Source organism: Kocuria sp. CPCC 205231 (assembly GCF_040980965.1).
Lineage (GTDB): Bacteria > Actinomycetota > Actinomycetes > Actinomycetales > Micrococcaceae > Kocuria > Kocuria rosea.
In genome coordinates this window covers 1-13,514 of record NZ_JAVKPP010000032.1, presented here as the reverse complement: position 1 = coordinate 13,514, position 13,514 = coordinate 1, and the positions used below count along the sequence as shown (strand labels likewise).

Below are 13,514 nucleotides of genomic sequence, written 5' to 3'. Positions count from 1 at the left end.
AACCGGTCCCGGTAGGCGGTGTCTCCTTCCAGGGCCAGGGTGCGCAGCCCGGGGTCGATGGCGGCGATCACACTGCGCACGCTCGAGTAGCTCGGGGGCGCCCAGCCGCGCTCCGGGGCCAGATCGCACACCCGGCGGTGGATGAACGTGGTCGTCGGTGCCGGCCTGCGCAGTGCCAGGGCCTCGATCACCGCGATCAGCTCCTGAGGCAGCCGGCGGTGACCGCGGTCGCTGCGGGCCTTGCGCTGCAGACCGGCTGCGGACGAGTCCGTCCGGTACTCGGCGGCCCAGCGCTGCAGGGTGCGGACCGAGACCTGGGCGTGGGCGGCGAGCCGGGTCAGCGGCACCCCCTCATCGAGGTGCTGGCACAGCAGTGCCGCCTTCTCCTGCGGACTCAGCTGCACCACCACCATCACCCCACGGGGGTCAGTCCGCCGGACCGGGCTCGAGCTCGGCGGCGGTGACCGACCCGGCCGTCACCGGCTCCGACGGACGCGGCGGGAGATGACGGTAGAGACTGGTGCGGGTGATCCCGGTCTTGGCCACGATCTCCGCCATCGTGTGCCCGCTCTCGCGCAGATGCGCCGCGTAGGCCAGCTTGTCCGGGTCCACCACCGACGGCCGCCCGATCCGCCGGCCCTTCGCCGCGGCCACCGACCGGGCATGAGCAGCGCGCTCGAGCGTGTACGTGCGTTCCATCTGCCCGAACAACGCCAGCAGCACCACCGCCAGCTGCGCCATCGGATCATTCGGGTTGGTGGAGTCCACCTTGATCGGATCCGCCAGGTTGCGCACCCCCACTCCCCGCTCGGCGAGGTCATGGATCAGGTTCAGGGTGTCGCGCACGGTGCGCCCGAGCCGGTCCAGGGTGTGCACCACGATCACGTCGCCCTCCCGGGCGTAGGCCAGGGCCGCGGTCAGCCCGGGACGCTCCGTGGTGGCCCCGGACTTCTTGTCCACATAAATCCGCTCCGGCGCGATCCCGACCTGCCGGAGGGCATCGATCTGTCGATCGAGGTCCTGTTTGGCCGTCGAGACCCGCGCATAGCCCAATTCCATGCAGCCAGCGTACCGGAAGTCGACTCCGTACGGCTTAAACGAGACAACATTATGGGTCTAGCTTTTGGGACTTCAATCGCTATCCATAGTCCACAAGGAGGGATCTCGTCGCCGAGTGTCCCAGTACCTAGGAAGTGGGACGGCCAACGGGGGCCGGTCAAACCAGTGCTCACCTTGATCCGGACCCGTGGATGTCTGTCTCCTCATGGGGACGCCGAGGCGGCCATGTTGTGCGTAGCCGAGCTGATGGCGCTCAGGTGGTGGTGGGTGCCTCCGGGCTGGGTGGATCCGGCAGCACAGCACCTGGGCGCGCATTTTTTCCGGATAGAGCGTCCGGGGCTCTGGATGCCGGGAACCAGATCTGGATCAAGGCCCACCCCACGGCGGTCAACGGCACGGCCAGCACAGCGCCCACGACGCCGGAGAGAATCGCTCCGCCAGCCAGGGCGAGCAGCACTACCAGTGGGTGCAGGCTCAGTGCTCGACCCAGCACCATGGGTTGGAGCACCCTTCCGTCGAGCTGGTTGATGGCCACCACCACCGCCACGACGACCAGTGCGACCACGGGGCCGTTGGCGACCAGGGCCACCAGGACCGCGACGGCACCGATCAGAGCCGCTCCGACGATCGGGATGAATCCGCCCAAGAAGATCAGCACGGCCAAGGGCAACGCCAGCGGCACCCGCAGCACCACGAGGGTCACTCCGATGACTACCGCCTCAAGCAGGGCCACCAGGGCGGTGCCGCGCACATAGCCGCCCAGCACGTGCAGGGTCGTGGTACCCGAGGTCAGTAGCTTCTCCAGGTTCTCACCGTGGAAGCGGCACAGGAAGAACGCCCAGATCTTGGCCCCGTCCTGGAGGAAGAAGTAGAGGATGACGGCCACCAGCACCGCTCCGGTGATCACCTGGGTGGCCGCGAAGATGCCCAGCAGCGCCCCGGCGCCGAACTGGGGGCTGGACGTGAAGTCCACGACGGCGGTGATGGCCTCGTCCAGGGCCTTCTGGCCGATCGGGATCGGGCCCGCGACGATGAACTGACGCAACCGTTCCAGCCCACCCACCGCGGAGAGCACCAGTTCGTCCCATTCGCTGCGCACGGCGAAGACGATGCCGGTGACCACTCCGCCCAGCACCACGATCGCGGCCAGGAAGGTGATCCAGGTGGCCAGCGCCCCGGGCACGCCCCGCCGGCGCAGGAACCCCACAACAGGGTGCAGCGCCGCGGCGAGGATCAAGGCAATCAACAGTGGGATGACGACCAACTTGAGCTGGATCAACCCGTAGACCACCACGACGGTCGCAGTCAGCAGCACCAGTCCCTGCAGCGCACGTATGGTCGCCCGCCCCAACGCATCGGCCCACAGATCACGGGCGTGCGAGACGCTGCGGTGGCGAGGGCTCGTCATGGGAATCCGCCTCCCAGAGATCCTTCGACGACCTGGCTTCAGGATGCGCCCGAGGACAGCGATTGCCAAGCACCGGAAGTCACCGAGGCCATCCGAAGACTCTCGGGACGGCGCCGGGACGGGCCCTCGATCATTGTCCCGTGACTGTTTCGTGGAGGCTCGGTAGTGCCGAAGCCGCCATTTATTTCCGTCAGAAGGCCGCCATTAACCTCCAACAGCCACACATGCGGGCGCAAATTCCGCGGACGAGACGTCTCGCATCCCTTGGGTTACAAGACGCGCCACACCAACCCAAGGACCTCCACCAATCATGGGCTCGGAAATGAAATCATCGATTGAAGCCAACGATGACGCCCCCATCAAGATGGAAGAGGTCTACCGTGAACAATTCAAACGTAGTTTCCGAGACGACTAGTGAAGCTATGACCATGTACTCGTTCAACGACTTGGTCGATGAAATATCCAATAAAAAATCGGCGGCGCGCAAGGATAAAGCGAGTTGGGAACGACTGCTTTCTGTAGCACACGAACTGGTCGATACACCCTCCGATGATGAGAATATTCTTACTCGCCAATATTGGAGTTTGGAAAGAGTCGCCATCCAAGGGTACCGAGGGGTCTTGAATAGTGAGCCGCTTGAACTCGCATTCGACCCAAGGCCGGGAGTGACAGTCCTGCATGGCCTCAACGGAGCCGGTAAGTCAAGTATTAGTGACGCGATCGAGTCGGCGCTTACGGGAAAAACTCCATCTAACACTGGCACGGGGGGCAAAGCACCTCTCTGGGATCCGATTCACCTTGGACGAGGCGCATCAAGTGCAAGTATTGAAATCACGCTTAGCGCAGAAAATTCTAAACTATACCTAAAATGTTCATTGGATGAAATAGGAAATGTTGACACACATACCGCTGAGCTGGAGGACGAAAGCGGACGTCGCATAGTCAAGCTGGGGGACTCCTGGAAACAAGCCCTATCCAGTCACCAGCCAGTATTTGCGTACGCTTCTCTGGAGCGCCGTGTCCAACTAAGCAAGGATTTGGCCACCTACTTTGAAGGCCTTTTGGCTCTTGGTGGCAGCTTTTCCACTCTTCAAGAAACAATCGCAGTAAGAAGTTCTAAGGCCAATGAATCATTTGCACGGTGGGAAAATGAAAAAAATGCATTAATGCGCCACCTCGGACAGATAGATGCCGAAAAACGCCCAGACACACAAATAGCAACACTGCAAGCAATTACTGCCCCGAATATTGACTCGGACATCGACGAATGGGTCACAAAATTCGATCTTTCAGAAAAAGGAATTGTTGCACGTTCCATACGAATCGATGCGTTAGAGCCACTTACGGCCCTTGCGGAAGAGACACGTGAATCCATTCAAATTTTCGAGACAAAAAGGAAAGAAGACAACCAAGAACTTTTTGTCGCGCTCGAAACTCTACATACTGAGGCAAAAGAATGTGCAGTACAAGACGAAGTATGCCCGGTTTGTCGCACACCACAGACAGCATGGATGGCAACTCTAGAAAAAACGATCATTCAAGCCCGAGAGATTAGAGAGGTAAGAAACCGAGTCGACGCGGCTGTCAGGTCCCTTTACGACGCCTCTACAGGCTTAGTTGAGGACATGATAGCCCTGGGAAGCGATATTCCTGCGGACCACCCACATCATCATGTGTGCCGTAGTGGGGGTGCGCTAATCAGCAGCCTCCGACAAGCAGTCTCGACCGGGGGCTTTATGGTCCAGCATTCATTGCTGACCGCGGCTTCGGAACTGACTACGTGGCTTCAGGCAGATGACACGAAGAATTTTATGGAAGAAATCGTGGCTCAGACGGATGAACTTAAACAATGGAAGATCATTCGTGCGCGTGCAACTGAACAATTCGTAGCCCTGTGGCGACAAGAGCAAAAGCCTGGCGCCGAGGCGCCCCTTTGGACCGCCACCACGAAACGCGTCGATGATCTACGGTCTCACCTAAGGAAAAAGCGAAGCATCACCTTAGAGGAAAAGGCTAACGAACGGGTTAAGGAGTTACTTTCCGACGCCGAACTGCACCTGGAAAAGCTTACCGTACTGTCCACTAAAGCTTCGATGGAACTTCTGGACGAAAACGGAAACCAGGTAGAACTCGGGATGCTAAGCGCTGGTCAACGTAATGCCGTCCTCCTCGCCCCCTTACTTGCTTCCGTCGATGCTGGCCCTTTTGGATTCTTGGTACTTGATGATCCCGTTCATGCATTTGACGAGTTGCGTATTGACCGCCTAGCTAAATCTATTTCCAGGCTAGCCACAAATAGAAGAGTAATTGTTCTTACTCACGATGAGCGTCTAAAGGAGCATTTAGCCGCCAGGACAGATCATTGCGATATGCGGCTCGTAGAGCGGTCCAGCAGAGATGGTTCTGTAGCAGTGTCGAATACAAGTCATTTTTGGGACCAGCTTCTTACTGATGCCAGAAATGTTCTTGATTTCGCAACCGGGGCCACGGGGTCCACTGCTGAAGTGACAGATACAGTTCGGGCCCTCTGCCGATTAAGCCTAGATAATGCGCTGCGAGGTTTCGTGATTAGGAATGCAGTCAGGCAGAATAGAAATGTACAATGTGATTTGCAGAAAGTTGATGATGCTCATCGAACGGACCAACGGCTTAGGATTGCAGCGCAGTTTTGCCCTGGGGTACAGGATCAGCAAAACCCAGTTTTGCTGGCAATCAGGGATTGCGCTGACTATTTCTTCGACTGGAATCGCGCAGTTCACGGAAACACGCCGGCGACCAATGTTTCGAAAGAGGAAATAAAAGCCGCAAGAAAAGCTTGCAAGCGTCTAGAAAAGGCAAATTAGTGACCTCTAATATAAGCTTAGACACGGAGACGCGTGTAGCCGTCGTTGAGTTGCGGCGCAGGTTGGAGTTACTTGCAGCAGGAGCTTTTTCTGCATCGTTCCCCGATCATGAAATCGAGCACAAGCAGGACAAAATAAAGGACCGCCTCGCGTATCTTGTGGTCGCTTATCAAGGCAAGGCGTCCACGTCGGAGCTGATTGGTCTGGTCCGCCTGTCCCGATACATCTACACACGTAGCTCGGATGTGCTCCATGGCCGTGCTAGTGCTGTAAATTTTCCGCCAGTGCTCATTGACGAGTGGCAGGTGATCGTTGATCGTCTTGACCAACTGCGGAATTGAACTGGCAGACTTGGTCCTAGGCTGGTCGATCATCCCAAGCGGCTTACTCCGATCGTTGTCACTTGAACTTTCCCCAATGCATGCGGGGAAGTGGCCGGTGCCTGTGTTCCAAGCAATGATGTACTCCAGTGAAATCAAATGCGACATCAAGGGAAAGGTGCTGTGATGGCCCAGCGCGTACAAATCATTCTGGAGGACGACCTCGAGGGCGGTCCTGCTGATGAGACCGTCCAGTTCGGTCTTGACGGCGGACAGTATGAGCTCGATCTGTCGGCCGCCAATGCGGAGAAGCTGCGGGAGGCCCTGCGCCCCTACGCCGCGGCCGGCCGGCAGGCCCAGGGCAAATCCACCCGGACCACCAGGATCCGTTCCTCCACTGGCGGTACCCCGGAGACGGCGAAGATCCGAGCCTGGGCGAGGGGGAACGGCCACCAGGTTTCTGACCGCGGCCGCATTCACAAGTCCGTCAAGGACGCCTACTACGCCGCCCAGTAGAACCTCCTCGTCCACTTAGGCCGGGCCTCGCCTATCAGGGTCACCTCTGACAGCGGTGCCTTGTGCTTGTAGCCCACCTTTGCAACATCGCTGCAGAACATCGTGGGATAAGGCCCTGGCACCGGGACCTCGTCACCGGGAGCCGAAATCCGCACGGCAGGTAGCCAGCGACGGGTCCCTGCCCTTGCCGGGCACAGTAGGGCAGGGACAGCTCACGGCCAGATGGAACAAGCCCCTGTGGCCCTTTTGGCGCCCGGAAACGGACCCTCTAGGGCCACGCGCGGTGGGCCGCCGCCGAGGCGCTGCTTAAACACAGGCACCGCCCGTCGAACCGTCGAATTCTCGTCAGCCTAGGCACGCTTTTCGTACCTAGCGCGGGCGAGGAGTGCCAGTCTCGGGTGTGACACTGCCAGTGGAAAAGGTCCGAGGCTTCCAGGATAGGTAGCGTCAAGGCCTCGATTTCCGCGCAACCCCTAGGCCACGCACCTGGAGCTCGCTCCCCCACGCCCATTAGAGAAAACCGTATTATCAACCCAGGCTGGAAGCTATAGGCATGTTTGACGAGACCATTCACGTTCGGTGGTGGTGCCAATTTAAGCCGGTTTGGTCAAGCCGGAAATGATTTTTCAACACGCTGTATTTCATCTTCTGACAGCCCGTGCATGGAATAAAACTTGGCGTCAACTCGAGCTTGTACTGATACCACAGTTTCCACAATTTCCTTCATTTTCGTTTGATATCCATCGAAGTACTCTTGCAACTCGTCCTTCTTCTGAACCGACATCTTGCTTTTGAGACCCTTGAGCAGGTCGAAGTAGTCGACCTCCCACCACCTGTTGAACTTCCGAGGCCAGGCTGCTATGCCAGCTTCTTCCCTGGCGAAGGTTTTAAACCGTGTATCGGTTTTGATCAGAGACCGGTGAAGCTCGGTGAGCTTTTGACCCAACTCCACGAACAGCTGTTGTTCATCCAGGGAGATCTGTTTAATGGGCGTGTTTTTCAAGTTCGGCGCGGAGTAGAGCAAGTACCCACCGTTCATACGTAGCCCATCGAACAAGCACTCGAACGCGTAGTTGTACAGCTTGGAGTTGAGCCAGCACAGCACGTATTCAGGGAGATACTCCGGGCTGAACGAATGGATGCAGTTCGTATTGATGGAGGCATACTCCCCCTCGGCGTCGTAAAACGCTTCACAGGTCTTGCCGATTTTCGAGATGATGATCTTTCGAGACGAATACAGTGCTCGACGGTTGGCCGACACGATCGAGTTGTTGACGTCCAAACGTGGGCGCATAAAGGTCTGGCCTTGGTTCGTCAACGGTTCGTAGCCCCACGTTGACACGTACGGATCGATGGTTCCCGTGTTGATCATTTTCGGTCCGAGTGTATCGGTTTCGACGATCAAAGGTGAGTAGTCATCCGCTTCACCGGCTGTAGAGGTGGCGTTGATGACTCCGGACTTGGATAGACTAACGCCTTGTTGGAACACCTTTTCAGTAATGTCAATCTTGTCGTTAAGGAGAAACCCTAAGATGTGCTCGTTAAGGATCGACAACCTGCTGGAGTCGAACTCCCTCAATGCCGGGCGCTTGGTCTCTTCATCAATGTTTCCAGCAAACAACGAATATCCGTCGCCTGGCGGCAGCTTGCGCAGAATGGAGATGACTGGATAGGTGCTGGCGTCCTCAAAAACGGTTTTGTCGGAGTAGTCCAACAGCGTTGAAAACCTGTAGTTGTTGACGAGCCATGACCGAAGAGTCTTCCCATAACTGGCCGAAAGATAGCGGTTCGGAGAAATAAATCCAAGTCGACCACCGTTCTTCAGTAACTTCATGCCCTTTTCGAAAAAGTAGATGTAGAGGTCCACTGATCCCTTGGACGTCTCGTAATTCTTTTTCAAGTACTTACGCTCCACCTCAGGCATCGATCGGGAGAGTTCCATCGCACTCACATACGGAGGATTACCGAAAACTACATCAAACCCACCGGCCTTGAAAACCTCCGGAAAAGCTAGTTCGTAGCTGAACCCCTTATCCTGATCGACCCTCTTGTCGGCGACAAGACTGTTTCCACATTTGATGTTGTCGTCGAGAGAGGTCAGTTTCTTACCGGCCGTCGCCGTTTTCAACCACAAACTGAGCTTAGTGATCTCGACCGATTCGTCGTTGATATCGACGCCGAATAAATTCTGACGAAGTATGGAGTCAATCCAGTAGTCGACCGTGAAGAAGTCCTCTTCTCCTAGAATGGCGACTACACGCTCGTTCTCACGTAATAGATAGTCCAAGGCATACACCAGGAAGGCACCACTGCCACAGGCTGGGTCGACTACTTTCACGTTCTGAAGCACGTACTGATACTGCTTATACGCGCGAACTTCGCTCTCGCGATAGGTCTTCTCGTTGCGGCGCTTGGAGAGTTCGTGCTCCTCGATCAGCGCCTGTTCCTTGTCTTTTAAGAAGGTGCCCAGGGTATTGTCGACGATGTAGCGCACGATGTAGTCGGGGGTGTAATAGACGCCCTCCGACTTACGCTTCCCTGTGATCTTGTCACGCCTGACCAGCTCATCGAGGGCGTCGGCCGGCTGCCCGTCAGCCTCCACCTTGCTCTGGACCTTGGAACGTATCTCTTCGAGGTCTGTGATCGACTGCTCGAAGATGTGGCCAAGGATGTTGACGCTGAGGTCTTCCTCGAAGTTGTAGTTGCTAAGACCGAGGACACCATTGAGCGTCTCGTCGGAAATCTTCAGTCCGTCGAGTACCGGGTCGTGAGCGAAGAGTCCACCGTTATAGCCGATGGGGATGCCGAGGTTGTCACTGCCATTATCGATGGCGTTGAAAAGAGACTTCAGCATCATCCACAGTGAGGCATACGCTGAGCTGTCAGCGTCACGCTGCACGCTTGCTATCACGTTCTCAGGCAATAGGCCACGATCTTCAGCAAAGCAGGAGAAGACCACTCGGTCGACGATCTTCTGACCCATCTGGATCGCTACATCGAACTCCGTGCGGAGGTCAGGGTTGAGCCGGTAGATATCGCGAAGGAGCTCGAGACGAGCGTCCTTGTACTTGGCGTAGAACTGCTTGCCGATTGCTTCCTGCTCGATGCGGAAGTGGGACAGCAGCTGCTCGGTCTTGGAAGGTCCGCGGGCCGAGACGAGGTTTTCACTGCGGAGCAGGCCGTACCACGTCTTAAAGGCGTAGTAATCCTCATCTGGATTGACGAGGTCGTCCAGTGTCCATGTCTCGAAGTCGAGCTGGTTGTCGTTGTATAGCCGGAACTCGTAGAAGTTGCTAACGACAACAAATGGACAAGTCCGATATTGCGTTTTGTACTTGAAGCCCTGCTGGACCGGGCTCATGTTGCCTTCGCGCCTCTGCGGTCGGTCAAGGGCTGTTGCTGCGCCCTTGAGTTCGATGACTGCAGAGATATTGGCGATGTTGGCGCTCGTGTCGGTGTAGCTCAGAACCGCGTCAGGCAGTTGCTTCTTCTCCGTCGTGGCCTTGGGCTCAAAGGTGAACGGCGTGGCTGGCTTGTCCTTGTACCCGAGGATGCGGATAAAGAAGTCAGAGTTGTAAGCCTGCTCGCGACTGGTTTCCTTGTCAGCCTTCAAGGACCCATGGTGGTAGTCCTGGTGCCATCGCCGCACGATGTCCAGTTTGTCCTGGATCTCTTCGGTGCTAATGCCAGACGCGAGGTCCTTGAGTTTGCGTTTGCCAAATATGCTTGCCACCCAATGGAGTCTAGGGGTCGGCTGCATCCTGATGCTGAAGAGCCATGTATGCATCCGGTTTTTGGCTGATCACCTGCACTCAACTTGGTCCACGAATGTGACCTATGCACGACCCGGGGCCAGCATCATCTTGTCGAACAGGGCACAGCAACGGCATTGAGGTATTTGGATCGCGGCCGCATTCACTGGTCCGTCAGGGATGCCTACTACGACGCCCAGTAGGCCCACCACTCCCCACCCGGACACCCCGGGTCCTCCGAGACAGCGGGGTCTGATGCTGGCGGCCACGACCGCGGCATCGTCGGGGAACGTCTCGGGGCAGGGCTCGAGCCCGGGGGCTCTCACCGTGGTCCCTCCGCACGGTGAGAGCCGGTGACGGACTGACGGTCCGTGTCCGACCGCGGTGCCCCCAGGACGCCCCGCGTCCAGTCTGGACAGCGCTGGTCGTCCCTTTGGCGCCCGACAACAACTCCTGCTGGGGGCCGGCCCTGGCTCCTTACGAAAGGTACGCGGGCACCTGCGTCGTTCGACGACCCCCGGAACCACCTGCCCCATCCCCCGCCTGTCCAAAGAAGAAGAGAACCCGGCCCACCAGCAACGGTGAGTCGGGTTCCTTCCTCGCCGACCATGGGAAAGCCGCCCGCAGCCGCACCCCTCCCCTACCGGGGGCCGGTTCTATCGGTTGATCTGTTGGGCGTAGGCGCGCACGGCGTTCTCGATCACCGCGCGGGCGGTGCCGTCGTGCTCGGCGAGCTCTTCGATCAGATCGGAGACGTCCTGGGCCACCCGCACCCCGAGCTGGATCGTGGGTTCCCGGCGCGGCCGGCCGCGCCCGCGCTTGGGTGCGGCCGCCGTAGGTTCCGCTGCCGGTGCCGCCTGTACCGGCGGGGACGACACCACCGGTGTCGCCGGCTGGGGTGAGGCAGCGCGTGGGGATGTGTAGTCGACCGGGTCGATGTGCTCATCCGGGGCCGGGCGCGGCCGGCGGCGGGCCAGCGAGGCGGGACGCTCGGGCTGCTCGGTCATCGCAGCACCTTCTTCGCGATCGCCGTGTAGGCATCCAGGACCCGGGAGCCCTTGCGGTATTGGCCGTACCACTCCCCCGATATCCGTACCTCCTGGACGATGGCCCGGTCCGGGATCAACGGCTCCAGGAACAACCCGGTGGCGCGCAGCTCCTCGAGGCTGGCCACCGCCGCCCGGCTCATGATTGTTTCCTTCACCCCACCGACGACGATGCCGGCCTCGTTCAGGGTGTCCGGGGCGCCCAGCTGCTGGCGGTGCCGGCGGAACTGGGCCACCGTGCGCCGGGCCCCGTCCACCCCGTCGATGCCATCGCTGGTGGCGGTGGCGGCGTAGACCACGGTGTCCGCCGCGTTAAGCGCCGACAGCGTCAGCGGGCCGCCCTGCCGGTTCGGGCAGTCGATGACCACCACATCCGCCTGAAGGCCGGTCAGGGAGATCTTCAGCCGCAGCTCTGCGTGATCGGCCCGGTCGGCTTCCCGGTTGGAGACGTTGCGGGCTGAGGGAATCACCCGGAGGTTGGGGTGCCACCCGCTGGGCACCGCGAGGTCTTCGGCCCAGCCTTCGGGGTTCTCATCGCCCAGGATTGCCCCAACGTGCATTCCTTCAGCCGAGGGCTCCACCCCAAACCACTTGGTGGAGGCCGCGCGGGGGTCAAGGTCAACGAGGACGACTCGACGTCCCTCGGCGGCGGCGACCATTGCTAGGGAGACGGCGGTGGTGGTCTTAGTGACTCCACCGGATTCGCTGTACACCATGAGGGTTTGCATGCTTTCAAGCTATCAAGCTTGCGGGCCATCAAGCCACCTACCTAGTTAGCTAGGTTGTTATCTAGCTTACTAACTAGTTATCTAGCATGCTCCCTAGCTAGCTATCTACCATTAATTATACGGGTCATGCTTCTGGGGTGTCGTCGTGGACAGGGATGCTGCGCCAGAGAGTGCGGTTCGCAACCGAGGCTGGCGTCCCCGTGCGTATGACGCCAGGTGCTGGTCAGGGGCGCTTGGTAGACTAGAGCGCATAGCACGGCCCAACACACCACCGGGGAGGTTCCATGGCACAGCAGCACATTCTGCCGCCGGCTCTCGAGGTGGACCGGGCACAGCAGGTAGCTTCCGTGGTGCACAGTGCGGCCATGGAAGGACTTCACGTCACCACAGCGACCCGTGCTGAGATGGATCGTTTCGCCGAAGGTGGGCTCGAGGTCGAGGAGCTGGTTCGGCGCACGCGCGCCCGCTACGGCCTTGAGTGAGGCCCCCGGCCCGCACCGTGACCCGTATCTGGACCCGCGCACCGGGATTCTGACCAACCTGATCGGCGCGCGCACCCCCGTAGAGCTCGCCGCCGCGGAAGCCGACCTGGTGGCGGTCCGCACCCTGCAGCTGTGGCGCCATCCACCGGCGCCCACCCGAGATCTGGTTGAGCTGCAAGCCATTCACCGTCACCTGTTCCAGGACGTCTATCCCTGGGCGGGGCAGCTGCGCACCGTGGATCTGCGCAAGACGGTCCCGGGGGCGCAGCCGTTCCTGCCGGTGTCGATGATCCCCCGCTCGGCCGGTTTCGTCTTCGATCAGCTCCGCCAGGACCGCTACCTGCAGCACCTGAATCGTGACCGGTTCATCGAACGGTTGGCCTATCACTACGACCAAGTCAACTATCTGCATCCGTTCAGGGAGGGCAACGGGCGCACCCAGCGCTTCTTCTTCGATCGTCTGGCGGTAGCCGCCGGCTGGTGGTTGGACTGGACCCAGATCACCGGGGCGGTCAACGACGCTGCGTCACGGACCGCAGCCGAAGACCATGACCTCGCTGCCTTACAGGAGATGTTCGCGGTGATCCTCACTCCCGCACCTCACCGCCGTCGGCCGCGTTCCTGACCGAACCAGCTAGCGCTCGGACAGGCCCGAGGACAGCGAAGTCCCTGAGAGCACTGTGACACTGACCTTGGACGCGACGCGTCAGTGGACGATGTAACCGGGGAACCGTGCTGACCACCGGGAGTCGCGGGCAACTCGAGTGACCTCATAGGAGACCGCGGTCAGGTGTGGGAAGCGCAATCCGTGGAGTTCTCCGATAAGGGCCCCCACTTCAGTAACGTGCAGTTCTCGCCCACCCAGCGCAGCGCCGTGGAACGGTCCGTCCTTGACTGTCTCCCAGTAGTCGGAGGCGGTCGTGAAAGACCAGTACCCGGAGCCAGTGGGATGATCCTCCAGATAGTCCAGGGGCACCCAGAGGGTGAGGCCGCGGTGCTCAGGGAGGAGCCGATCCCGGAAGTCGGGGTCTGGTTCTCCAGGCAGGACGCCTTCGGGCCACTGGTAGGCGGGTTCGCTCGTCACGGGGGCGTCCTCTTCATCGGCAGGTCCGGGGGGCACTTCCAGGCTAGGGGAGGGGGCGGGGCACACCGGGGGCCCGGAACCAATACCTGTTGCTTGGAGAACTTCACCCTCCCCCATGGTGTCGTAGATGGGCGCGTTCTTCAGCCAGGCCATCACGGTGCGGGCGGTACGCCCCACGGCCTCAGCGATGGCCCGGTAGGTCGCCCCTGCCGCCCGCAACCGCACTGCTTGGGCCCGCAGCTGCCCCGCACGGTCGGTGCGGGCCTGGCGGGCGTG

Annotated in this window: 11 protein-coding genes; 4 read left to right on the top strand and 7 right to left on the bottom strand. The window is 59.7% G+C overall.

What is annotated here, in order from left to right; all coding sequences use genetic code 11:
* The 3 genes from RF640_RS18380 to RF640_RS18370 all read right to left on the bottom strand — a co-directional run.
* A partial coding sequence (locus RF640_RS18380; RefSeq protein ID WP_368828612.1) for a DNA-binding domain-containing protein occupies positions 1-407 on the bottom strand: 407 nt, incomplete at its 3' end.
* 19 nt (positions 408-426) lie between these two features.
* Positions 427-1,059, bottom strand: coding sequence for a recombinase family protein (locus tag RF640_RS18375; RefSeq protein WP_368828611.1), 633 nt, complete (start codon positions 1,057-1,059; stop codon positions 427-429).
* Positions 1,060-1,312: 253 nt separating this feature from the next.
* Entirely contained in the window at positions 1,313-2,467 is a 1,155-nt protein-coding gene (locus tag RF640_RS18370; protein ID WP_144943289.1) for an AI-2E family transporter, read from the bottom strand.
* Positions 2,468-2,847: 380 nt separating this feature from the next.
* On the opposite strand from RF640_RS18370, the gene RF640_RS18365 reads away from it, so the two are divergent.
* Together RF640_RS18365 and RF640_RS18360 are read left to right on the top strand one after the other, a co-directional pair.
* Positions 2,848-5,310 (top strand): AAA family ATPase, encoded by a 2,463-nt coding sequence (locus RF640_RS18365; RefSeq protein WP_368828610.1) that lies wholly within the window; start codon positions 2,848-2,850, stop codon positions 5,308-5,310.
* A 506-nt stretch (positions 5,311-5,816) separates the two neighbouring features.
* Positions 5,817-6,146: an Lsr2 family protein gene (locus RF640_RS18360; protein WP_368828609.1), complete on the top strand. Its 330-nt coding sequence runs from the start codon at positions 5,817-5,819 to the stop codon at positions 6,144-6,146.
* Positions 6,147-6,753: 607 nt separating this feature from the next.
* Here the strand turns inward: RF640_RS18360 and RF640_RS18355 are convergent.
* The 3 genes from RF640_RS18355 to RF640_RS18345 all read right to left on the bottom strand — a co-directional run bounded on the left by RF640_RS18355 (position 6,754) and on the right by RF640_RS18345 (position 11,672).
* Entirely contained in the window at positions 6,754-9,879 is a 3,126-nt protein-coding gene (locus RF640_RS18355) for a DNA methyltransferase (protein WP_368828608.1), read from the bottom strand.
* Positions 9,880-10,554: 675 nt separating this feature from the next.
* The gene (locus tag RF640_RS18350; RefSeq protein WP_368828607.1) at positions 10,555-10,905 is read right to left on the bottom strand and encodes a hypothetical protein; all 351 of its coding nucleotides are present in this window, start codon (positions 10,903-10,905) and stop codon (positions 10,555-10,557) included.
* Complete coding sequence (locus RF640_RS18345) at positions 10,902-11,672, bottom strand: ParA family protein (RefSeq protein ID WP_368828606.1); 771 nt, start codon at positions 11,670-11,672, stop codon at positions 10,902-10,904. The genes RF640_RS18350 and RF640_RS18345 overlap by 4 nt, the downstream gene beginning before the upstream one ends.
* A 284-nt stretch (positions 11,673-11,956) precedes the next feature.
* On the opposite strand from RF640_RS18345, the gene RF640_RS18340 reads away from it, so the two are divergent.
* Positions 11,957-12,154 (top strand): antitoxin VbhA family protein, encoded by a 198-nt coding sequence (locus RF640_RS18340; RefSeq protein ID WP_229586624.1) that lies wholly within the window; start codon positions 11,957-11,959, stop codon positions 12,152-12,154.
* Entirely contained in the window at positions 12,147-12,779 is a 633-nt protein-coding gene (locus RF640_RS18335; protein ID WP_368828605.1) for a Fic/DOC family protein, read from the top strand. The genes RF640_RS18340 and RF640_RS18335 overlap by 8 nt, the downstream gene beginning before the upstream one ends.
* Before the next feature lie 81 nt (positions 12,780-12,860).
* Here the strand turns inward: RF640_RS18335 and RF640_RS18330 are convergent.
* The coding region (locus tag RF640_RS18330) for a helix-turn-helix domain-containing protein (protein ID WP_368828604.1) at positions 12,861-13,514 on the bottom strand (654 nt) is incomplete at its 5' end.